Below are 22,502 nucleotides of genomic sequence, written 5' to 3' on the forward strand. Positions count from 1 at the left end.
GGTCCGGCTTCTCAGCGGGCTCGTCCCTCGCCCGCATCGTCGCCGAACTGGGCTGACGGTCCGGCTTCTCAGCGGGCTCGTCCCTCGCCCGCATCGTCGCCGAACTAGGCTGACCACCGTGTTGATCGGTTCCCATGTGCGCCCGGCCGATCCGTTGTCCGCTGCGGCGGCCGACGGCGCCGACACGGTGCAGATCTTCCTCGGCAACCCGCAGAGCTGGAAGGCCCCCAAGCCGCGTGCGGACGCAGCACAGCTGCGGGAGGCCGGCTTGCCGATCTATGTGCACGCGCCGTATCTGATCAACGTCGCCTCCCCGAACAATCGGGTGCGCATCCCGTCGCGCAAGGTGTTGCAGCAGACCTGCGACGCTGCCGCCGACATCGGCGCAGTCGCGGTGATCGTGCACGGCGGGCATGTCACCGCCGACGACGATGACCCACTGGCCGGGTTCGTCCGCTGGCGCACGGCGCTGGACCAGCTCGAGACGACCGTCCCGGTCTACCTGGAGAACACCGCCGGTGGGGACCACGCGATGGCCCGCCGCTTCGACACCATCGCCAGGCTGTGGGATCACATCGGCGAGACCGGGGTCGGGTTCTGCCTGGACACCTGCCACACCTGGGCGGCGGGTGAGTCGCTGCCCGACGCGGTGGAGCGGATCAAGGCCATCACCGGGCGCATCGACCTGGTGCATTGCAATGACTCCAAGGACGCCGCCGGCTCGGGCCGGGACCGCCATGCCAACTTCGGCACCGGGCAGATCGACCCAGACCTGTTGGTCGCCCTCGTCAAGGCTGCCGGTGCCCCGGTCATCTGCGAGACCGCCGAGGAGGGCCGCAAGGCCGACATCGCTTTCCTGCGGGAGCGCCTCGGCTGACCGCGGCGACGCGTGGTACCGCACGTCATCTTCTAACCCAAAAACACATCCGTATTGACTGATTTCCCTTGAAGACTATGACAAACGGTTGGTAATGTGCTATTAATTTGCTAGGCCCCGTCGGTAAGGGTGGCTCACACGTCTTATTTCGCGGGAAGGATCCCCATGACTGGCGGCGCGACTGCGGTGCGGCAGGAATGAGCAGCACTTAGCGCGGCGCCCCATAGGCGCGGCGGTCACGGCCCGGAACCTCCCGACCTCGGGCCGTGATCGCCGTTTTGTTTGCCGGCCAGCTGGGATTACATCCGTTGTGCAAACGCAGAAAAACTGTAATACTCGGTCATGGCCGATACGCATATAGTAACCAATCAGGTACCGCCCCTGCAGGGCTACAATCCGGCCTCCTCACCTGTCCTCATGGAGGCGCTGATTCGTGAGGGCGGCCAATGGGGGGCCGACGAAGTCGCTGAGCTCGGCGCCCTCTCCGGCTCCCGGCAGGTGCAGCGCTGGGGTGAACTCGCCGATCGCAACCGGCCGGTCCTGCATACCCACGACGTCGTCGGCAACCGCATCGACGAAGTCGAATACGACCCCGCCTACCACGAGTTGATGCGCACCGCGATCGCCCACGGCCTGCATGCCGCCCCGTGGGCCGACCCGCGACCGGGCGCCCACGTGGTGCGCGCGGCCCAGACCGGGGTGTGGACGGCCGAGCCCGGCCACGTCTGTCCGATCTCGATGACCTATGCGGTCATCCCGGCGCTGCGCTACAACCAAGAACTGTCCAAGACCTACGAGCCGTTGCTGACCAGTCGGGTCTACGACCCGGTGCTCAAGGTGCCCGAGACCAAGGCCGGCATCACCGCGGGGATGTCGATGACCGAGAAGCAGGGCGGCTCCGATGTGCGCGCCGGCACCACCCAGGCGGCGCCGAACGCGGACGGCAGCTACACCCTGACCGGCCACAAGTGGTTCACCTCCGCGCCGATGTGCGACGTCTTCCTGGTGCTCGCCCAGGCGCCCGGCGGCCTGAGTTGTTTCTTCCTGCCGAGGGTGCTGCCCGACGGAACACGCAACCGGATGCGGCTGCAACGGCTCAAGGACAAGCTCGGCAACCACGCCAACGCCTCCAGTGAGATCGAGTACGAAGGCGCCACCGCGTGGCTGGTCGGCGAGGAGGGGCGCGGCGTCTCGGTCATCATCGAGATGGTCAACCTGACCCGGCTGGACTGCGCGCTGGGCAGCGCCACCAGCATGCGGATGGGGCTGGCTCGCGCCATCTATCACACGCAGCACCGAAAGGCGTTCGGCGACTACCTGATCGACCAGCCGCTGATGCGCAACGTGCTGGCCGACCTGGCGGTCGAGGCCGAGGCGGCCACCATGGTGACCATGCGAATGGCCGGCGCCACCGACAAGGCGATCCAGGGCGGACCTGAAGGGGACCGCGAGGCGCTGCTGCGCCGGATCGGCCTGGCGGCCACTAAGTACTGGGTATGCAAGCGCGCCACCGGCCACGCCGCCGAGGCGATGGAGTGCCTGGGCGGCAACGGCTACATCGAGGACTCGATGATGCCGCGGCTGTACCGTGAGGCGCCGCTGATGGGCATCTGGGAGGGGTCGGGCAACGTCAGCGCCCTGGACACCCTGCGCGCGTTGGCGACCCAGCCCGACTCGGTGGCAGTACTCTTCGACGAGCTGGCCGCCTCGGCCGGTCAGGACCGCCGGCTCGACGAACACATCGACGCACTCAAGGCCCAACTGGGCGACCTCGGCGGTGACCTTCACGCGGCGCAGTATCGGGCCCGCAAGATCGCCGAGGACATCTGCTTGGCACTGCAGGGTGCGCTGCTGGTACGCCACGGCCACCCGGCCGTCGCCGAGGCATTCCTGGCGACGCGCCTCGACGAACAGTGGGGCGGGGCGTTCGGCACCCTGCCGGCCGGTCTGGATCTGGGGCCGATCCTCGAGCGTTCGTTGGTGAAAGACTGAGGGACAGGCGAATTCATGCGACACCACATCGCCCCGGTTGAGTACGACAACCTGCGGACGATGACCTACGAGGTCACCGACCGCGTCGCCCGGATCACCTTCGACCGCCCGGAGAAGGGCAACGCCATCACCGCCGACACCCCGCTGGAACTGTCGGCGCTGGTGGAACGGGCCGACCTGGATCCCAACGTGCACGTGATCCTGGTGTCCGGTCGCGGCGAGGGCTTCTGCGCCGGTTTCGACCTGAGTGCCTACGCCGAGGGGTCGTCGTCGGCCGGCGGCGAGGGCTACCGGGGCAGCGTGCTGGACGGCAAGGTCCAGGCGGCCAATCACCGTGCCGATCAGCCGTGGGATCCGATGGTCGACTACCAGATGATGAGCCGGTTCGTCCGCGGCTTCGCCTCGCTGATGTATGCCGACAAACCGATTGTGGTCAAGATTCACGGCTACTGCGTGGCCGGCGGCACCGACATCGCCTTGCACGCCGACCAGGTGATCGCCGCGTCCGACGCCAAGATCGGCTACCCGCCGACCCGGGTGTGGGGGGTGCCCGCGGCCGGGTTGTGGGCGCACCGGCTCGGCGACCAGCGCGCCAAACGCCTACTGCTGACCGGGGATTGCATCACCGGGGCCCAAGCCGCCGAATGGGGCCTGGCCATCGAGGCCCCCGATCCGGCGGATCTCGACGAGCGCACCGAACACCTGGTGGCGCGCATCGCCGCGATGCCGGTCAACCAGCTCATCATGGCCAAGCTCGCGCTCAACACCGCGCTGCAGCAACAAGGCGTGGCGACCAGCCGGATGGTCAGCACCGTGTTCGACGGGGTGGCGCGGCACACTCCCGAGGGGCATGCGTTCGTCGCCGACGCGGTGGCACACGGGTTTCGCGAGGCGGTGCGCCACCGCGACGAGCCGTTCGGGGACCACGGCCGGCGGACCTCGGATGTGTAGCGGCCATGACTGACCCAGCTGTGCGCATGACGGCCCGCTCGGTGGTGCTGTCGGTGCTGCTGGGAGCGCACCCCGCCTCGGCTACCTCTGCTGAACTACTCAATCTCACAGCGGGATTCGGCATCAAGGAGACCGCTATGCGGGTGGCGCTCACCCGGCTGGTCGCCGCCGGGGACCTGGTCCGCTCCGCCGGGGGCTACGGGCTCTCCGAACGGCTGCTCGAGCGCCAGCGCCGGCAGGACGAGGCGCTGAATCCACAGACCCGGCACTGGGGCGGTGGCTGGCTCGCGGCGGTGATCACCAGCATCGGCTGCGACGCCCGAACCCGGGCCGCCTTGCGATCCGGTCTGGCAGAGCGGCGATTCGCCGAACTGCGAGAAGGGATCTGGATGCGCCCCGACAATATCGCCGTCGACCTGGGCGCTGAACTGACCGCACACACCAGGCTGCTCACCGCGCGCGACGACCAGCCGGCCGAACTCGCCGCCAGGCTGTGGGACCTGACCGGGTGGGCGGCGACCGGCAATGAACTGCTCGCCGCGATCGCCGCCGCCCCCGACGCGGCCGGCCGCTTCATCGTCGCCGCGGCCATGGTCCGCCATCTGCGCCGTGATCCGGTACTGCCCGCCGAACTGCTCCCGCCGGACTGGCCGGGAGAGCGGATCCGCAGCCGTTACGCGGAGTTCGTCGACGAGGTGGCCGCGCAGCGTGACGCCGGCCGAACAGTGGAGGTGCCATGAACGTCCGGGTGGAGCGCAGCGGCGCGGTGACCACGGTGATCCTGGACCGGCCCCAGGCGCGCAACGCCGTCGACGGGCCGACCGCCGCCGCGCTGTACCAGGCCTTCGCCGACTTCGACCGCGACGACTCCGCCGCCGTGGCGGTGCTGTGGGGGGACCACGGAACCTTCTGCGCCGGAGCCGATCTCAAGGCGTTCGGCACTGAGAAGACCAATCAGACCCATCGCAGCGGGCCGGGGCCGATGGGGCCGACCCGGATGACGCTGACCAAGCCGGTGATCGCGGCGGTGAGTGGCTACGCGGTGGCCGGTGGCCTGGAGCTGGCGCTCTGGTGCGACCTGCGGGTCGCCGAGGCCGACGCGGTGTTCGGGGTGTTCTGCCGGCGTTGGGGGGTGCCGCTCATCGACGGTGGCACGGTGCGGTTGCCCCGGCTGATCGGTCACAGTCGGGCCATGGACATGATTCTGACCGGACGGGCCGTGGACGCCGCCGAGGCGCACGCGATCGGGCTGGCCAACCGGGTGGTGCCCAACGGACAGGCCCGCGCCGCAGCCGAGCAGCTGGCCGGCGAACTCGCCGAGTTCCCGCAACGCTGCCTGCGCTCGGATCGGCTCTCGGCGCTGCATCAATGGGGCATGACCGAACCTCATGCGATGGATGTGGAATTCGGCAGCCTTGCCCGGGTGGCCGACGAGGCGCGGCGGGGGGCGGGCCGGTTTGCCGGTGGCGCCGGCCGGCACGGCGCCAACGCCTGAGCGCCGCGCGCCCGACCGGACCGCCGCCGGTCAGCGAGCGATGGTGTTGCCCGACCCGCGATCGTCCACCGTCGGCTCGCCGGCGCGGTAGGTGATGGAGTTGTTGAGCCCGGTGATCGTCAGCGACCTGTCGACCCGCTCGACGGTGATCCGGTTGTCGGCGCCCGCGACGTTCACCGCCTCGCAGCGGCCCCGGACCGTCAACCGGTTGTTGGACCCGGCCACGTTGAGCGATTTGCCGTCGGCGCAGTCCACCGCCGAGGTCGTTCCGAACGAGCCGTAATCGATGGTGTCGATGTTCGAACTCATCGACAGCCGCTTCGGCGGGGCCGCATCCGTGGCGTCGTCGCAGCCGGCCAGACCGAGAACCAGACCGAGAACCAGAGTCGTGATCGCGGCGCGCCGTAGCGGTGGCGACCCGCGGGTCACGCCGCTACGCGTTGCAGCCGGTTGGTCATCCCCAGCTCACGCCCGCGGTCGAACAGCAACGGGTCGCCGTTGTGGTAGTAGACGGTCTGGTCGTAGCCGTAGACGGTGACGTCGTTGACGATGGTCTCTGCGATGACGGTGTTCTGCGAGCCCTGCATGGTCACTGCCCAGCAGTTGCCCATCGCGTGAACGGTGTTGTTGACTCCGTTGATGAACAGCGTGCCGCCGTTGCAGTCCAGCGTGCGCGTCTCGTGCACCCCGTAGACGTGGATGTCGCCGGGCACGGCGTGCGCACTCGGGGCGCCGCCGGCCAAGCCGCCCGCCATACCGGCCGCGAAGCACAGCAGTGCAGCACCCACCGTGGTCCATTTCATCTGCGTGCCCCTCTCGACGGACGCGATCCCGGCAAAGCTTACGTCGAGCCGGCTCGGCCGTAGGCGAGTTCCCCCAACTACCCGTCGATTAGAGTTTTGTGCTGATCTCACGTCCGTCTCCCGTCCGGCACGCACGCTACGAAGGGCGAACACCATGTCAGCTCGACCAGACCCGTCGTCGACGGGTGGTCGCTCGCGCGCCAACGGCAGGTCGGCGGCGCGGCCGGTCAGGCTGAGCCGGGACGTGATCGTCAACGCCGCACTGAACTTCCTCGACCGCGAGGGCTGGGACGCCCTGACCATCAATGCGCTGGCCACCCAGCTGGGCACCAAGGGGCCGTCGCTGTACAACCACGTCCACAGCCTGGGTGACCTGCGCCGCGCGATGCGGATGCGGGTCATCGACGACATCCTCGAGATGCTGACCCAGGTCGGCCAGGGCCGCGCCCGCGACGACGCGGTGCTGGTGATGGCGGGCGCTTACCGCAGCTACGCCCACCACCACCCGGGCCGCTATTCGGCGTTCACCCGGATGCCGTTGGGCGGTGAGGACCCGGAGTACACCGCGGCGGCCACCCGCGCCGCGGCCCCGGTGATCGAGGTGTTGATGTCCTACGGGCTCGACGGCGACCGGGCGTTTCACGCCGCCCTGGAGTTCTGGGCGGCCATGCACGGTTTCGTGCTGCTGGAGATGACCGGGGTGATGGACAATGTCGACACCGACGCGGTCTTCGCCGATATGGTGCGCCGGCTGGCCTCGGGGATGGGCAGCCGCACCGGGTAGCGGCGGCAGGGGACCAGCGGGGTCCGGGGCCTGCGTCCACGCGCTTTGACCTGCCGGAGTGCTGGCGGGTATTGTGGTAGCTCGTGCCTGGCCACCGAGGCGCGTTTGGTGACATAACGCGCGCGCCTGGCCTAATTCGCATGTCCATTATGCAACGGAGAAATCCGAAGCCGGCCCATGCGACACGCCCGACCGCGGGGTAGCGGTAGGGCACAGGACAGCAGGATTTAGAGAGTTTTGAACAGCGATACAGGAAGCCGGTAGATGCCAACCATTCAGCAGCTGGTCCGCAAAGGCCGCCGCGACAAGATCGGCAAGGTCAAGACCGCGGCCCTCAAGGGCAGCCCGCAGCGTCGTGGCGTGTGCACTCGCGTGTACACCACCACCCCGAAGAAGCCGAACTCGGCGCTTCGCAAGGTGGCCCGCGTCAGGCTGACCAGCCAGGTCGAGGTAACCGCCTACATCCCGGGCGAGGGCCACAACCTGCAGGAGCACTCGATGGTGCTGGTGCGTGGTGGCCGGGTGAAGGACCTGCCGGGTGTGCGCTACAAGATCATCCGCGGCTCGCTGGACACCCAGGGGGTCAAGAACCGCAAGCAGGCCCGCAGCCGCTACGGCGCCAAGAAGGAGAAGAGCTGATGCCGCGCAAGGGTCCCGCTCCCAAGCGTCCGCTGGTTTCCGACCCCGTCTACGGGTCCCAGCTGGTCACCCAACTGGTCAACAAGATCCTGATGGACGGCAAGAAGTCGCTGGCCGAGCGCATCGTCTACGGCGCGCTGGAGCAGGCGCGGGACAAGACCGGCACCGACCCGGTCGTCACGCTCAAGCGCGCGCTGGACAACGTCAAGCCGGCCCTCGAGGTACGCAGCCGCCGCGTCGGTGGTGCCACCTACCAGGTGCCGGTCGAGGTGCGTCCGGAACGCTCGACCACGCTGGCACTGCGTTGGTTGGTCAGCTTTTCCAAGGCCCGCCGGGAGAAGACCATGGTCGAGCGGTTGGCCAACGAGATCCTGGATGCCAGCAATGGCCTGGGTGCGGCCGTCAAGCGGCGGGAAGACACCCACAAGATGGCCGAGGCGAACCGGGCCTTCGCGCACTACCGCTGGTAGACGGGGGCCGGCACCCCGATTGACGGGGCGGGCCCGGCGACAACAAGCAATCGAAGTTATCGAAAGAGTGGGAAGACTGCTGTGGCACAGGACGTGCTCACCGACCTGAACAAGGTCCGCAACATCGGCATCATGGCGCACATCGATGCCGGTAAGACGACGACGACCGAGCGGATCCTGTACTACACCGGTGTCAACTACAAGATCGGTGAGACGCACGACGGTGCCTCCACGACGGACTGGATGGAGCAGGAGCAGGAGCGCGGCATCACCATCACCTCGGCCGCGGTGACGTGCTTCTGGAACAACAACCAGATCAACATCATCGACACCCCGGGCCACGTCGACTTCACCGTCGAGGTGGAGCGCTCGCTGCGTGTCCTCGACGGCGCCGTTGCGGTGTTCGACGGCAAAGAGGGCGTCGAGCCGCAGTCCGAGCAGGTGTGGCGGCAGGCCGATAAGTACGACGTGCCGCGGATCTGCTTCGTCAACAAGATGGACAAGCTGGGCGCGGACTTCTACTTCACCGTGCGCACCATCGAAGAGCGCCTCGGCGCGCGCCCGCTGGTCATCCAGCTGCCGATCGGCGCGGAGAACGACTTCGAGGGCATCGTCGACCTGGTCGAGATGAAGGCCAAGGTCTGGCGCGGCGAGACCAAGCTCGGTGAGACCTACGAGACCGTCGAGATCCCGGCCGACCTGGCCGACAAGGTGGACGAGTACCGGACCGCCCTGCTGGAAGCCGTCGCCGAGACGGACGAGGCACTGCTGGAGAAGTATTTCGGCGGTGAGGAGCTCTCGGTCGAGGAGATCAAGGCCGGTATCCGCAAGCTGACGGTTTCCTCGGAGCTCTACCCGGTGCTGTGCGGCAGCGCGTTCAAGAACAAAGGCGTGCAGCCGATGCTGGACGCGGTGATCGACTACCTGCCGTCGCCGCTGGACGTCGAGTCGGTGCAGGGCCACGTGCCCGGCAAGGAAGACGAGGTCATCAGCCGCAAGCCCAGCATCGACGAGCCGTTCTCGGCGCTGGCGTTCAAGATCGCGGTCCACCCGTTCTTCGGCAAGCTCACCTACGTGCGGGTGTACTCCGGCAAGGTGGAGTCCGGCACGCAGGTGGTCAACTCGACCAAGGGCAAGAAGGAGCGGCTGGGCAAGCTGTTCCAGATGCACTCCAACAAGGAGAACCCGGTCGACTCGGCGTCGGCGGGGCACATCTACGCGATGATCGGGCTGAAGGACACCACCACCGGTGACACGCTGTGCGACTCGAACAACCAGATCGTGCTGGAGTCGATGACCTTCCCGGCGCCGGTCATCGAGGTCGCCATCGAGCCCAAGACCAAGAGCGACCAGGAGAAGCTGGGTCTGGCGATCCAGAAGCTGGCCGAGGAGGACCCGACCTTCAAGGTGCACCTGGACCAGGAGACCGGCCAGACCGTGATCGGCGGCATGGGCGAGCTGCACCTGGACATCCTGGTGGACCGGATGCGCCGGGAGTTCAAGGTCGAGGCCAACGTCGGCAAACCGCAGGTGGCCTACAAGGAGACCATCAAGCGGACGGTGGAGAAGGTCGAGTACACCCACAAGAAGCAGACGGGTGGCTCGGGTCAGTTCGCGAAGGTCATCATCACCCTGGAGCCGTTCACCGGCGAAGACGGTGCGACCTACGAGTTCGAGAACAAGGTCACCGGTGGCCGCGTCCCGCGCGAGTACATTCCTGCGGTGGACGCCGGCGCCCAGGACGCCATGCAGTACGGCGTGCTGGCCGGTTACCCGCTGGTCAACCTGAAGGTCACCCTGCTCGACGGTCAATATCACGACGTCGACTCCTCCGAGATGGCCTTCAAGGTGGCCGGCTCGCAGGCGCTGAAGAAGGCTGCCGCCGCCGCGCAGCCGGTGATCCTGGAACCGATCATGGCCGTCGAGGTCACCACGCCCGAGGACTACATGGGCGATGTGATCGGCGACCTGAACTCCCGCCGTGGTCAGATCCAGGCCATGGAGGAGCGCAGCGGTGCGCGTGTCGTCAAGGCGCAGGTGCCGTTGTCGGAGATGTTCGGCTACGTCGGAGACCTCCGGTCGAAGACCCAGGGCCGGGCGAACTACTCCATGGTGTTCGACTCCTACGCCGAAGTGCCGGCGCAGGTGGCGAAGGAGATTATCGCCAAGGCGACGGGCGAATAAGCACCACCCGCCCATGCCGCTACGGTGGCACAAACTGGAAAACATCAAACCTGCTGTAACCCAGCACCAACAAGTCCAGGAGGACATGAAGTGGCGAAGGCGAAGTTCGAGCGGACGAAGCCGCACGTCAACATCGGGACCATCGGTCACGTTGACCACGGCAAGACCACGCTGACCGCGGCTATCACCAAGGTTCTGCACGACAAGTACCCGGAACTGAACGAGTCGCGCGCGTTCGACCAGATCGACAACGCTCCCGAGGAGCGGCAGCGTGGCATCACGATCAACATCTCCCACGTGGAGTACCAGACCGAGAAGCGGCACTACGCCCACGTCGACGCCCCGGGCCACGCCGACTACATCAAGAACATGATCACCGGTGCCGCCCAGATGGACGGCGCGATCCTGGTGGTCGCGGCCACCGACGGCCCGATGCCGCAGACCCGCGAGCACGTGCTGCTGGCCCGTCAGGTCGGTGTGCCCTACATCCTGGTGGCGCTGAACAAGTCCGACATGGTCGACGACGAGGAGCTGCTCGAGCTCGTCGAGCTGGAGGTCCGCGAACTGCTGGCCGCCCAGGAGTTCGACGAGGAGGCCCCGGTGGTCCGGGTGTCGGCGCTGAAGGCGCTCGAGGGCGACGAGAAGTGGGTCAAGTCCGTTCAGGACCTGATGGAGGCCGTCGACGAGTCCATCCCGGACCCGGTCCGCGACACCGACAAGCCGTTCCTGATGCCGGTTGAGGACGTGTTCACCATCACCGGTCGTGGCACCGTGGTCACCGGTCGTGTCGAGCGTGGCGTGATCAACGTCAACGAGGACGTCGAGATCGTCGGTATCAAGACCACCACCACCAAGACCACCGTCACCGGTGTGGAGATGTTCCGCAAGCTGCTGGACCAGGGTCAGGCCGGTGACAACGTCGGTCTGCTGATCCGTGGTATCAAGCGCGAGGACGTCGAGCGTGGCCAGGTTGTGGTCAAGCCCGGCACCACCACCCCGCACACCGAGTTCGAGGGCCAGGCCTACATCCTGTCCAAGGACGAGGGCGGCCGGCACACGCCGTTCTTCACCAACTACCGTCCGCAGTTCTACTTCCGCACCACCGACGTGACCGGTGTGGTGAGCCTGCCGGAGGGCACCGAGATGGTGATGCCCGGTGACAACACCGAGATGAGCGTGAAGCTGATCCAGCCCGTCGCCATGGACGAGGGTCTGCGGTTCGCGATCCGTGAGGGTGGCCGCACCGTCGGCGCCGGCCGGGTCATCAAGATCATCAAGTAGTTTTCGGCTCGACGCAGAAGCCCTCGACTCAGGTCGGGGGCTTTTGCGTGTCTCGAGTGGGCGGTTTGGTCGGCAAAAGCGGCTTTTCCCCGTCCAAACCGCACAGTCGGCGAACGGCGGCCCCGAATACGTCGGGCGCGGCAGCCGCCTAGAACAGGTTCCATTTTCAGCTGCTAGCCTCGTCGCGTGAGTGAGAACGAGAAGCACAACCTGCAGGGCAAAGTGGCTTTGGTCACCGGCGCGGCGCGCGGCCAGGGTCGGGCGCACGCGATCCGGTTGGCGGCCGCCGGCGCCGACATCATCGCCGCCGACATCTGCGCGCCGGCATCGGAGTGCATCACCTATCCGGCCGCCACGCCCGACGAACTCGCCGAGACGGTCCGCGGGGTCGAGGCGCAGGGCCGCAAGGTGCTGGCCCGCACGCTCGACGTCCGCGACGACGCCGCGCTGCGCGGCCTGGTCGCCGACGGGGTGGAGCAGTTCGGCCGGCTCGACGTCGTGGTGGCCAACGCCGGGGTGCTGAGCTGGGGCCGGCTGTGGGAGCTCACCGACGAGCAGTGGAACACCGTCATCGACGTCAACCTGACCGGCACCTGGCGCACCATCCGCGCCTCGGTGCCGGCGATGATCGAGGCCGGCAACGGCGGGTCGATCGTGATCGTCAGCTCCTCGGCCGGGTTGAAGGCCACGCCGGGCAACGGCCACTACGCGGCGTCCAAGTACGGCCTGGTGGCCTTGACCAACACCCTGGCGCTGGAGGTCGGCGCACACGGGATCCGGGTCAATTCCATTCACCCCTACTCGGTGGACACCCCGATGATCGAGCCGCAGGTGATGGCCGAGATCTTCGGCGCGCACCCCGACTTCCTGCACGCCTTCCCCCCGATGCCGTTGCATCCCAACGGTTTCATGAGCTCCGAAGAGGTCGCCGAGGTGGTCGTCTGGCTGGCCGGTGAGGGCTCCGGAGTCCTGACGGGTGTGCAGATCCCGGTCGACAAGGGCGCTTTGAAATACTGAGCGCTCTGCTGGGACCACAACTAGGGGGAGCGACGTGCCCGAACACGGGATCGTCATCGTCGGCGGCGGCCTGGCCGCCGTGCGCACCGCCGAGGAACTGCGGCGCGAGGACTATTCGGGGCCGATCACCATCGTCTCCGACGAGACCCGCGCGCCGTATGACCGGCCGCCACTGACCAAAGACGTGCTGCGCGGCGAACGCGACGACACCACCCTGGAACCGCCGGAGTTCTACGCCGGCCACGACATCGGCCTGCGACTGGGCTGCGGCGCGCGTGGAGTGGACATCGCGGCGCAGACGGTGACCCTGGCCGAAGGCACCGTGCTCGGCTACGACCAGCTCGTCATCGCCACCGGCCTGGTGCCGCGGCGCATCCCCAGCCTGGGCGACCTGGACGGCATCCGGGTGGTCCGGTCTTTCGAGGACAGCCTGGTGCTGCGCGGTGACGCGGCCGCGGCACGGCGCGCGGTGGTGATCGGCGCCGGTTTCATCGGCTGTGAGGCGGCGGCCAGCCTGCGCAAGCTGGGCGTCGAGGTGGTGCTCGTCGAGCCGCAGCCCACCCCGCTGGCCGCGGTGCTGGGTGAGCAGATCGGCGAACTGGTGGCACGACTGCACCGGGCCAACGGCGTCGACGTCCGCGGCGGCATCGGGGTCGCGGAGGTACGCGGTGATGGGCGCGTCGAGACGGTCGTGCTCGCCGACGGCACGGAGTTGCCCGCCGACCTGGTGGTGCTCGGCGTCGGCTCGCATCCGGCGACCGGCTGGCTGGACGGCAGCGGTATCGAGATCGACAACGGGGTGCTGTGCGACTTGACCGGGCGCACCAGCACACCCAACGTGTGGGCCGTCGGCGACGTGGCGTTCTGGCGCGGCGACGGGCATGAGGTCCGGGTGGAGCACTGGAGCAACGTGGTCACCCAGGTGCGGGTGATGGTGCCGACGATGCTGGGCCGGGAGTCGTTGCACGACGTGGCGGTGCCGCCGTACTTCTGGAGCGACCAGTACGACGTCAAGATCCAGTGCCTGGGTGAGCCGAAGGCCACCGACACCGTGCACCTGGTCGAGGACGACGGCCACAAGTTCTTGGCCTACTACGAGCGCGACGGCGCGCTTTCCGGGGTGGTGGGCGCCGGCCGCCCCGCCAAGGTGATGGGGGCGCGGGCCAAGATCGCCGACGGCGCCCCGATCTCCGAGATCCTCAACCCGTAACCGGGGCAGCGGTCCCAGCGCAGCCACGGGCAGCCCTTCCCTTTTCCATGGAGAACGGTATTCTCCGTATGGAGAGTGAAAGGTGCGGCCGATGGACGGTGGACAGGGAACCCGGCTCGACGCGGTGGCGCTGGGACGTTGGCTCGACGCCAACGGCGCCCCCGGTGACGGCGAGACCCCGACGCTGGAACCGCTGACCGGCGGCTCGCAGAACACCCTGTTCCGACTGCACCGGGCCGAGGCCACCATGGTGCTGCGGATGCCGGGCGCCCGCGCCGACGCAGCCCGCATCGACGGGTTGCGGCGCGAGATCCGGCTGGTGCGCGCCCTGGCGGGCACCGACGTCCCGCACGCGGAGCTGATCGCCGCCGACGACGCCGGCGACCTGCTCGGCGTACCGTTCTACGTCATGGCCGAGGTGGACGGCTGGAACTCGACCGGCAACGCCTGGCCGGCCCCGTTCGATGCGGACCTGACCGCCCGTCGCGGTCTGGCCTTCGAACTCGTCGAGGGCGCCGCCCGGCTCGGCCGGGTGGACTGGCGAGCGCAGGGGCTGGAAGGGTTCGGCCGACCGGACGGATTTCACGAGCGCCAGGTGGACCGTTGGCTGGCCTTCCTGGACAGCTACCGGGTGCGCGAGCTGCCCGGCCTCGACGACGCGTCGAACTGGTTGCGTCGCAACCGTCCCGCTCACTACACCCCGGGCATCATGCACGGCGACTACCAGTTCGCCAACGTGATGTACGCCCACGGCGCCCCGGCGAAACTCGCCGCGATCATCGACTGGGAGATGACCACCATCGGCGATCCGCTGCTCGACCTGGCCTGGGCGCTGCTGGGCTACGACGGCGAGAACCCGCGCACCCAGGGCTATTACGCCGATCTCGCCGGAATGCCGACCCGCAGCGAACTGCTGGACCGCTACGAGCAGGTGAGCGGGCTGTCGACGGAGAACATCGACTACTACCTGGTGCTGGCCAACTGGAAACTCGGGATCGTGCTGGAGAAGACCTACGCCGCCTCGGTCACCGGTGATCGGGTCGACCCGAAGATCGCGGCCGCGATGGGCCCGATGATCCCGCAGTTGATCGCCACCGCGGCCGAACTGGCCCGCTCGTCGACGGGAGCCTGACATGGGGTATGCCGACGAACTGTTCGACCTGACCGACCGGGTGGTACTGGTCACCGGCGGCAGCCGCGGGCTGGGCCGCGAGATGGCGCTGGCAGCCGCCCGCTGCGGCGCCGACGTGGTGATCGCCAGCCGCAAACTCGACGCATGCCAGGCCACCGCCGCCGAGATCGAGGCCCAGACCGGGCGCACCGCCATGCCCTACGCCGCGCACGTCGGGCGCTGGGATCAGCTCGACGGGCTGGTCGACGCGGCCTATGAACGGTTCGGGCGGGTCGACGTACTGGTCAACAACGCGGGCATGTCCCCGGTCTACGCCAAACAGACCGACGTCACCGAGAAGATGTTCGACGCGGTGGTCAACCTCAACCTCAAGGGCCCGTTCCGGCTCTCGGCCCTGGTCGGTGAACGCATGGTGGCCGCCGGCCGGGGCTCGATCATCAACGTCAGCACGCACGGCTCGCTGCGCCCGCACCCGTCGTTCATCCCCTACGCCGCCTCCAAGGCCGGACTCAACGTGATGACCGAAGCGCTGGCCCAGGCGTTCGGCCCGACGGTGCGGGTCAACACCTTGATGCCCGGGCCGTTCCTGACCGACATCTCCAAGGCGTGGAACTTCACCGAAGCCGACAATCCGTTCGGGTCAGCGTCGTTGCAACGCGCCGGAAACCCACCGGAGATCGTCGGCGCCGCACTGTTTTTGATGTCGGACGCGTCGAGTTTCACCACCGGTTCGATCGTGCGGGCCGACGGCGGCTCCTGATCACTCAAACCTGACCACCGCTGAGAGGAGCGAAAAGATGGCGTGGGATTTCTCGACCGAACCGGAATTCGAGGCCAAGCTCGACTGGATCCGGGCGTTCGTGCGCGACGAGGTGGAACCGCTCGAGGTGCTGTTCCCCGGCTGCGAGTATCTGCCGCTGAACGACGAACGGCGCCGCATCGTCGACCCGCTCAAAGACCGGGTGCGCGAGCAGGGGCTGTGGGCGCCGCACCTGGGTCCCGAACTCGGCGGCCAGGGCTTCGGGGCGGTCAAGCTGACCCTGATCAACGAGATCCTGGGCCGGTCGAGTTGGGCACCGATCGTGTTCGGCACCCAGGCTCCCGACACCGGTAACGCCGAGATCCTGGCCCGCTTCGGCACCACTGAGCAGAAGGACGAATATCTGGCCGGGTTGCTGTCCGGGGAGATCTTCTCCTGCTTCTCGATGACCGAACCGCAGGGCGGCGCCGACCCGCGGGTGTTCACCACCAAGGCGGTGCGCGACGGTGATCAGTGGGTGATCAGCGGGCGGAAGTACTTCTCCTCCAACGCTTCGGTGGCCTCGTTCTTCATCGTGGTGGCCATCACCGACCCGGACGTGCCGGTGCACCGCGGCGCGTCGACGTTCCTGATCCCGGCCGGCACGCCGGGCCTGGTCGTCGAGGCCACCCACCACCTGGTGGGCTCCCATCCGCATGAGGCCGGGCACTCGCTGGTGCGCTACGACGACGTGCGGGTACCGGCCGAGGCGATCCTCGGTGAGCCGGGCCAGGGGTTCCTGATCCTGCAGAACCGGCTGGCCGGGGGGCGGCTGCATCACGCCATGCGCTCGATCGGGGTCGCGCAACGCGCCGTCGACATGATGGCGCGGCGCGCGAAAAGCCGCTTCACCCAGGGTAGTTCGCTGGCAGACAAGCAGCTGGTGCAGGAATTCATCGCCGACTCCTATGCCGAGCTGGTGCCCTTCCGGTTGACGGTGCTGCACGCCGCGTGGCTGATCGACACCGCGGGAGAGCATGCCGCCCGCGCCGAGATCGGGGTGTGCAAGATCCTGGCCTCGCAGCTCCTCAAATCGATCGGGTTGCGCGCCATCCAGGTTCACGGCGCGATGGGGCTGACCGAGCAGCTGCCGCTGGTGAACGTGCTTTTGGGCGGGGTGGCACTCGGGCTGGCCGACGGGCCCACCGAGGCGCACAAGGTCAACCTGGCCCGGCTCCTGCTCAAAGGCTACGAGGCCGAGGATCCGGAGTGGCCCAGCGAATTCCTGGACAACCGCATCGAGGCCGCCCGCGCCAAGTACGGCGACCTGGTCGACCGGATTCCCGCGGTGCCCCGGACGTGAGCACCCGGGTCGACGCGGCTGTTCACCGCGCGCTCGACGACCGCCAGCGGCAGGCGACCGCCGAGGTGGAACGCATCCTGGCGGCCGCGGTGACGGTGCTGGCACGGGTGGCGCCCGACGAGCCGCGGGTGTCGGACATCGTCGCGGAGGCCGGATCGTCGAACAAGGCGTTCTACCGGTACTTCACCGGCAAGGACGAACTCTTCCAGGCGGTGATGGAGCGCGGCGTCGCGATCGTCGTCTCCTATCTGGAACACCAACTGGCCAAGGAGGCCACGCCGGCCGGCAAGGTGGCCCGGTGGATCCGCGGTACGGTGGCGCAGGTGTCCGACCCGCATCTGCTGAGCCTGAGTCGCGCAGCCAGTTCCCAGCTGACGGCCACCGGTGTCTCCGATGACGAGATCCTGGCGCCGCTGCGCGATCTGCTCACCGAACCGGTAGCGGCACTCGGGGGCCGCGACCCGAGCCGGGACGCGGATATCGTTTTCACCTGCACACTGGCCGCCATGCGCCGCTACCTGGGCGGCATCGCCCAGCCCAAGCGGGCCGATGTCGACCATCTGGTGGCGTTCTGTCTACGGGGACTGGGAGTTTGATGCGCGCAATCGTTTGCCAACAGTACGGACCGCCGGAAAACCTGGTGCTCCAAGAGCTTCCGGACCCCACGCCCGGGCCCGGCACGATGGTGGTGCGGGTGCGGGCCGCGGCGGTCAACTTCCCCGACGTGCTGATGATCGACGGCAAGTACCAGCTGAAGATCCCTACCCCGTTCACGCCCGGCAGCGAACTGGCCGGCGACGTGATCGCGGCCGGTGACGGGGTGCCGTTCGGCCCCGGCGACCGGGTGGTCGGCACCTCGTTCGTGGGCGCCTTCGCCGAGCAGGCGTTGCTGCCCGCCGCGGCGGTGACCGCGATCCCCGACGGCATCGACTACGCGGCCGCGGCCGGATTCGGCGTCACCTATCGCACCGCGTATCACGCGCTGCGCTCGGTCGCCCAAGTGGGCGAAGGGGATTGGGTGGTGGTGCTCGGCGCGGCCGGCGGTGTCGGGCTCGCGGCGGTCGACCTGGCAGTGACGCTGGGCGCGCGGGTGCTGGCCGCCGCATCCAGCCCGGAGAAGCTCGCGGTGTGCACCGAACGCGGCGCGAAAGCCGTGATCGACTACGACCGGGAGGATCTCAAGGTCCGGATCCGGGAGATCACCGGCGACGGCGCGCAGGCGGTGCTCGACCCGGTCGGCGGGCCCTATGCCGAACCGGCGCTGCGCAGCCTGGCCCGCGGCGGCCGCTTCGTCACGCTCGGTTACGCCGCCGGTTCGATCCCGGCCATCCCGCTGAACCTGGTGATGCTCAAGGGGATCACGGTGCAGGGCATGGAGATCCGGACGTTCGCCGACGACTTCCCGGCGGAGAACGAGCGCGACCTGGCCGAACTGCGGCAGCTGTTCGCCGAGGGCAAGGTCAGCCCCTACATCGGCGCCCGCTTCGACCTGACCGAGACCGCGGCGGCGCTGCGCTACGTGGCCGACCGCAAGGCCGTGGGCAAGATCATCATCGACGTCTGACCCACACCAGCGTGTTGTGGCTCGTCACACCGTCGCTGGTGGTGGTCGCCGACAAGGTGAGCCGGTCGCAGTCGACGGTGGCCTGACGCAACTGCGGCGCCGCCAGCAACTCCGGCAGTATCGACATACTCACCAGATGGTGCACGGTGGCGGTGTCCTCGTCGACCCGGAACCGGCCGCCGTAGGCGATGTACTGGCGCAGCGCCGCATCGTCGCCCGAAACGAGCTGCGCGGACATATAGCCGTCGCCGGTGTAGAGGATCAGGCCGCGCGGCGCCGAGCCCATCGGGTGCGATACCGCCCCGGTGTCGACGTCGCGGGATTCCATCGACGACAACTCCCAGCCGCCCAGGATCGCGTCGCGCAAGGTGCCCATCAGGGCATGATGACGGTTCGGGTCACCGGTTCGGCGACGGCCTGCCGGCTGGAAAGACCGCGCCGCAGGGCACTGAGCAGCGCATCGCGGGTCTCGCGTGGGTCGATCAGTTCGTCGAAGCCGAGTTGCTTGGCCGAGTGATAGGACGCCTGCAGCTCGGTGTCGCGCAGCTTGGCCGCCAGGTCCTCGCCGGCGTGCGACGCTGCGCTCAAAGCGGCGGCGCTCATCGCCCCCATCGTCGCGCCCGGGTAGGCGAATGTGGCCACCTGCGAGTCGAATCCGAGCAGTGACATCACCATCGAGCCGAAACCGTAGGCCTTGCGCAGGGTCAGATGCAGTTTCAGGGTGGTGGCCGCGGTCTGGGCGGCGAACATCCGGGCGCCGGCCCGCAGCACCCCGGCACGCTCGGATCGGCTGCCGGGCAGCATGCCGGGGTTGTCGGCCAGGAACACGATCGGCAGGTGGAACGAATCGGCCACCGTGATGAAGTGGGCGGCCTTGTCGGCGGCGTCGGTGTCGATGGAGCCGGCCAGCACCTGCGGCTGGTTGGCGACCACCGCCACCGGATGGCCGCCGAGGTGGGCCAGCGCGCAGATGATGGCGCGGCCGAACCGGGGCTGCACCTCGAACCAGTCGGGCCGGTCGAAGACGACGTCGAGCACCGAGCGCATGTCGTAGACGCGGCGATTATCCCGCGACACGATGTCGAGCAGTTCGGGTGTGGGCCTCGATTCGCCGGCCGGGTCGCCGGGCAGCGCCGCCGGGTACGACCAGGCACTCGGCGGGAAGTAGGACAGATAACGGCGGATGTCGTCGAGCACCGCCGCGTCGTCGTCGGCGAGGTTGTGGATGACGCCGCTGTTCAAAGCGACCTCGGGGCCGCCCAGGTCCTCCTTCGAGATCTCTTCGCCTGTCGACTCTTTGACCACCGGGGGCCCGGCGGTGAAGATCGCGCCGTGTGGGCTCATGATCCGGAAATCGCAGACCGGACCGACCAGGGCGCCATGTCCGGCCGAGGGGCCCAGCACCGCGGCGACGGTCGGCACCCGGCCCGAGCAGTGCGCCTGGGCCAGCAGGTCGGTCGGGGTGCGTCCGTAGTGCTCGCCGGTGGGGCGGAATCCGGCGCCCTCCAGCAGCATCACCAGCGGGATCTTGTCGCGCAGCGCCAGTTCGGCGATGCGGTACCGCTTGGCGTTGCCGCCGGGGCCGATGCTGCCCGCCAGCGTGGTGAAGTCCTCCGCGCCGACCATCACCGGGGAGCCGTTGATCTCCCCGGACCCGACCACGATCCCGTCGGCGGCGATCTCGGCGCCGACCATGGTGCCCAACTCACGGAATGTTCCCGGGTCGAGCAGGTGCGCGATCCGGGCCCGTGCGTCGAGCTTGCCCTTCCCGCGGTGTTTGGCCACCCGCTCGGCGCCGCCCATGGCCTGCGTGTGCTGCCGCCGCCGGTCCAGATCCTCCAGCGTCTCCTGCCAGCCCTGGGCGTTCGTCATCTGCGGAGTCTCCATTCGTTGACCATACTGAAATTCTTACTGTAACGTCTCCCGGCATGGCTGGAAGTGGCTGCCCGAATGGACTTGCGGTATGAGTTCCGTTGCGCCGGAGTGTGGCCGGTGACTTCGGGCAGGCCGATTCCGCGGTATCCGGACGACGTGACCAGCGACTGGCTCTCGGCGGTATTGAGTGCCCGGGGGGAACCGGTCGAGGTGGCTTCGGTCGACGTCGTCCCGGTCGGCACCGGTCAGACCGGGGCCACCTACCGGGTGACGGCTCGCTATACCGACGACCCCGGCGAGCTGCCCGGCACCTTCGTCATCAAACTCCCGGCCGGCGACGATGCCGTCCGCGATCGCGTCGTGCTGGGATACCGCAGTGAGTGCGCCTTCTACCAAGACGTCGCCGACCGCGTCCGGATACCGATTCCGGAGTGCTTCCACTGCGAAATCAATGCTGATGCAACCGAGTATGCGTTGCTGCTCGCAGATCGCGCGCCCGCGGTACAGGGCGATCAGATCGCGGGTTGCGATGAGCGGCAGGCGCGGTTGGCGGTGACCGCGCTGGCCGGACTGCACGCGCCCACCTGGTGCGGCCAGGAGTGGCTGACGTTCCCCGGTCTGGCGATGGCCCAGTTGGACGAGGCCGGCGCCAAGGGCATGGGCGACATCGCCCGGATGTGCGCCGAGACCACCGTGGAGCGGCTCGGCGGCCAACTCGGCGACGCCGACTGTGAGACGTTGACGGCCGCACTGGGACTGATCACGCCGTGGGTGTCGGCGCCGCTCGGCCGGTTCGCGCTGATCCACGGCGATTACCGGCTCGACAACATGCTGTTCAGTCGGGATGAGAAGCAGATCTGGGTGGTCGATTGGCAGACGCTGGGCGTCGGGCTGGCGGCCCGGGATCTGGCCTACTTCACCGCGACGAGCCTGCGGCCCGAGCTGCGGTCGGCGATCGAAAAGGATCTGGTCACCGCCTACCACGACGCGCTGCTCGGCCACGGGGTGACCGGTTATGACTGGGAAACCTGTTGGCAGGACTACCGGTTCGGAATGTTGCAGGCCCCGTTGATCTGCGCGTTCGGGCTGGTCTTCGCGACCGGCACCGACCGCGGCGACGACATGTTCGTCACCATGTTGCGGCGGGCCTGTCAGGCGATCCGCGACCTGGACACGCTGGAACTGGTGGGAGAGGTCTGTGCACATGACGGCTGAATCGCCGCGACCCCCCGAGGGTGATTGGCTCGGAACGCCGTTCCTGTCGTTTCGGCGCGAGGGGCCGATCGCGGTCTGCACCCTGGACCGCCCCGAGGCCCGCAACGCGATGACGCCTGCGATGTACTTCGGGATTCGGTACGCGGTCGGCCGGGTCAACGAGGACCCCGAGCTGGCCGGGTTGTTGATCACCGGCACCGGCGACGTGTTCGCACCGGGCGGGGACATGGGCGGCGGCGGGGCGGACGACTGGATCACCTTCGGGTCCGCACTGGGCATGGACGTCACCCCGTTCGATGCCGTGCGCACCTCGGTCAAACCGGTCGTCTCCGCGGTCAACGGGCTCTGTCAGGGCGGCGGGCTGCAGATCGCGTTGTGCAGCGACGTCGCGGTGGTCAGCGACCGGGCGACGTTCCGGGTTCCCGAGCTGTTCCGCGGCATCGCCGACACCTATTACAGCCAGATGCTGGCGCGGGTGGTCGGACCGGTCCGGACCCGCGATCTGATGTTCACCGGCCGCACGTTCGGCGCCCAGGAGGCACTGGACTGGGGGATGGTGGCTCGGGTGGTCCCGCATGACGACCTGGCCGAGGCCGCGCGCGAGGTGCTGGCGCAGTGCTGCCGGACGGCGCCGGCCGCTCGGACCGTGGTCAAGTCGAGCCTGGATGCCTACCTCGGGCTTTACGACCGGATCGGGATGAGCGCCAGCCTGCGCGCGCCGGAGGCCGTCGAGGGCTTCCGGTCGTTCAAGGAGCGCCGGTCGCCGGACTGGGTGCATCCGGATTTGCGCGTCGAAGGCCGACTGTAGACGAGTAAAGATGAGCCGTTTGCTCTAAATGAGAATGGGTGTGCAAAAAAACTAGAAGCAGCTATCGCACAATCCTTGAATCCGATAGTATCCACTCGCATCG

General features: G+C 68.2%; 23 protein-coding genes. 19 read left to right on the forward strand and 4 right to left on the reverse strand.

Annotated features, from left to right (window positions below; all coding sequences use genetic code 11):
- The first annotated feature begins 118 nt into the window (after positions 1–118).
- The 5 genes from AWC24_RS19350 (at position 119) to AWC24_RS19370 (ending at position 5,315) form a co-directional block, all read left to right on the forward strand.
- A complete protein-coding gene (locus AWC24_RS19350) occupies positions 119–877 on the forward strand; it encodes a deoxyribonuclease IV (protein WP_085088229.1) in 759 nt (252 codons plus the stop codon).
- Between the two features lie 342 nt (positions 878–1,219).
- Positions 1,220–2,869, forward strand: coding sequence for an acyl-CoA dehydrogenase family protein (locus AWC24_RS19355; RefSeq protein WP_085088231.1), 1,650 nt, complete (start codon positions 1,220–1,222; stop codon positions 2,867–2,869).
- A gap of 15 nt (positions 2,870–2,884) precedes the next feature.
- Positions 2,885–3,820, forward strand: a complete 936-nt coding sequence (locus AWC24_RS19360) for a crotonase/enoyl-CoA hydratase family protein (RefSeq protein WP_085088234.1) — start codon at positions 2,885–2,887, stop codon at positions 3,818–3,820.
- A 5-nt stretch (positions 3,821–3,825) separates the two neighbouring features.
- Positions 3,826–4,560, forward strand: coding sequence for a PaaX family transcriptional regulator C-terminal domain-containing protein (locus AWC24_RS19365; protein ID WP_085088238.1), 735 nt, complete (start codon positions 3,826–3,828; stop codon positions 4,558–4,560).
- Complete coding sequence (locus AWC24_RS19370; protein ID WP_085088242.1) at positions 4,557–5,315, forward strand: crotonase/enoyl-CoA hydratase family protein; 759 nt, start codon at positions 4,557–4,559, stop codon at positions 5,313–5,315. Before AWC24_RS19365 ends, AWC24_RS19370 begins: the two co-directional genes overlap by 4 nt.
- A 30-nt stretch (positions 5,316–5,345) precedes the next feature.
- On the opposite strand, the gene AWC24_RS19375 is transcribed toward AWC24_RS19370, so the two are convergent.
- Together AWC24_RS19375 and AWC24_RS19380 are read right to left on the reverse strand one after the other, a co-directional pair.
- A complete protein-coding gene (locus tag AWC24_RS19375; RefSeq protein WP_085088245.1) occupies positions 5,346–5,744 on the reverse strand; it encodes a DUF3060 domain-containing protein in 399 nt (132 codons plus the stop codon).
- Positions 5,741–6,118, reverse strand: a complete 378-nt coding sequence (locus AWC24_RS19380) for a DUF3060 domain-containing protein (RefSeq protein WP_085088248.1) — start codon at positions 6,116–6,118, stop codon at positions 5,741–5,743. Before AWC24_RS19380 ends, AWC24_RS19375 begins: the two co-directional genes overlap by 4 nt.
- Positions 6,119–6,272: 154 nt before the next feature.
- Here AWC24_RS19380 and AWC24_RS19385 point away from each other — a divergent pair, with 154 nt between their 5' ends.
- The 12 genes from AWC24_RS19385 to AWC24_RS19440 all read left to right on the forward strand — a co-directional run bounded on the left by AWC24_RS19385 (position 6,273) and on the right by AWC24_RS19440 (position 18,501).
- Entirely contained in the window at positions 6,273–6,902 is a 630-nt protein-coding gene (locus AWC24_RS19385; RefSeq protein WP_085088251.1) for a TetR/AcrR family transcriptional regulator, read from the forward strand.
- Positions 6,903–7,166: 264 nt separating this feature from the next.
- Positions 7,167–7,541 (forward strand): 30S ribosomal protein S12, encoded by a 375-nt coding sequence (gene rpsL, locus AWC24_RS19390; protein ID WP_013827636.1) that lies wholly within the window; start codon positions 7,167–7,169, stop codon positions 7,539–7,541.
- The gene (gene rpsG, locus AWC24_RS19395; protein WP_085088254.1) at positions 7,541–8,011 is read left to right on the forward strand and encodes a 30S ribosomal protein S7; all 471 of its coding nucleotides are present in this window, start codon (positions 7,541–7,543) and stop codon (positions 8,009–8,011) included. The genes rpsL and rpsG overlap by 1 nt, the downstream gene beginning before the upstream one ends.
- 81 nt (positions 8,012–8,092) lie before the next feature.
- Positions 8,093–10,195, forward strand: a complete 2,103-nt coding sequence (gene fusA / locus AWC24_RS19400) for an elongation factor G (protein WP_085088257.1) — start codon at positions 8,093–8,095, stop codon at positions 10,193–10,195.
- 90 nt (positions 10,196–10,285) lie between these two features.
- Positions 10,286–11,476 carry an elongation factor Tu gene (gene tuf / locus AWC24_RS19405; protein WP_085088260.1) on the forward strand — a complete coding sequence of 397 codons (1,191 nt, stop codon included), beginning with the start codon at positions 10,286–10,288 and terminating at the stop codon, positions 11,474–11,476.
- 186 nt (positions 11,477–11,662) lie between these two features.
- A complete protein-coding gene (locus AWC24_RS19410) occupies positions 11,663–12,493 on the forward strand; it encodes a mycofactocin-coupled SDR family oxidoreductase (RefSeq protein WP_085088264.1) in 831 nt (276 codons plus the stop codon).
- A gap of 34 nt (positions 12,494–12,527) precedes the next feature.
- Complete coding sequence (locus tag AWC24_RS19415) at positions 12,528–13,703, forward strand: NAD(P)/FAD-dependent oxidoreductase (RefSeq protein WP_085088267.1); 1,176 nt, start codon at positions 12,528–12,530, stop codon at positions 13,701–13,703.
- 91 nt (positions 13,704–13,794) lie between these two features.
- Positions 13,795–14,835, forward strand: a complete 1,041-nt coding sequence (locus tag AWC24_RS19420) for a phosphotransferase family protein (RefSeq protein ID WP_085088270.1) — start codon at positions 13,795–13,797, stop codon at positions 14,833–14,835.
- Position 14,836: 1 nt separating this feature from the next.
- Positions 14,837–15,595 (forward strand): SDR family NAD(P)-dependent oxidoreductase, encoded by a 759-nt coding sequence (locus AWC24_RS19425; protein WP_085088273.1) that lies wholly within the window; start codon positions 14,837–14,839, stop codon positions 15,593–15,595.
- 37 nt (positions 15,596–15,632) lie between these two features.
- Positions 15,633–16,937: an acyl-CoA dehydrogenase family protein gene (locus tag AWC24_RS19430; RefSeq protein ID WP_085088276.1), complete on the forward strand. Its 1,305-nt coding sequence runs from the start codon at positions 15,633–15,635 to the stop codon at positions 16,935–16,937.
- Entirely contained in the window at positions 16,934–17,533 is a 600-nt protein-coding gene (locus AWC24_RS19435; RefSeq protein ID WP_085088279.1) for a TetR/AcrR family transcriptional regulator, read from the forward strand. Before AWC24_RS19430 ends, AWC24_RS19435 begins: the two co-directional genes overlap by 4 nt.
- Positions 17,533–18,501, forward strand: a complete 969-nt coding sequence (locus AWC24_RS19440; RefSeq protein ID WP_085088281.1) for an NADPH:quinone oxidoreductase family protein — start codon at positions 17,533–17,535, stop codon at positions 18,499–18,501. Before AWC24_RS19435 ends, AWC24_RS19440 begins: the two co-directional genes overlap by 1 nt.
- On the opposite strand, the gene AWC24_RS19445 is transcribed toward AWC24_RS19440, so the two are convergent.
- Complete coding sequence (locus AWC24_RS19445; RefSeq protein WP_085088284.1) at positions 18,488–18,877, reverse strand: lipocalin-like domain-containing protein; 390 nt, start codon at positions 18,875–18,877, stop codon at positions 18,488–18,490. The genes AWC24_RS19440 and AWC24_RS19445 overlap by 14 nt on opposite strands.
- The gene (locus AWC24_RS19450) at positions 18,877–20,373 is read right to left on the reverse strand and encodes an acyl-CoA carboxylase subunit beta (protein WP_085088445.1); all 1,497 of its coding nucleotides are present in this window, start codon (positions 20,371–20,373) and stop codon (positions 18,877–18,879) included. Before AWC24_RS19450 ends, AWC24_RS19445 begins: the two co-directional genes overlap by 1 nt.
- A 78-nt stretch (positions 20,374–20,451) precedes the next feature.
- On the opposite strand from AWC24_RS19450, the gene AWC24_RS19455 reads away from it, so the two are divergent.
- The gene (locus tag AWC24_RS19455; protein WP_085088287.1) at positions 20,452–21,591 is read left to right on the forward strand and encodes a phosphotransferase family protein; all 1,140 of its coding nucleotides are present in this window, start codon (positions 20,452–20,454) and stop codon (positions 21,589–21,591) included.
- Positions 21,581–22,399, forward strand: a complete 819-nt coding sequence (locus AWC24_RS19460; RefSeq protein WP_085088289.1) for an enoyl-CoA hydratase/isomerase family protein — start codon at positions 21,581–21,583, stop codon at positions 22,397–22,399. Before AWC24_RS19455 ends, AWC24_RS19460 begins: the two co-directional genes overlap by 11 nt.
- Positions 22,400–22,502 lie beyond the last annotated feature (103 nt).

Source organism: Mycolicibacter senuensis, from assembly GCF_002101885.1.
Taxonomy (GTDB): domain Bacteria; phylum Actinomycetota; class Actinomycetes; order Mycobacteriales; family Mycobacteriaceae; genus Mycobacterium; species Mycobacterium senuense.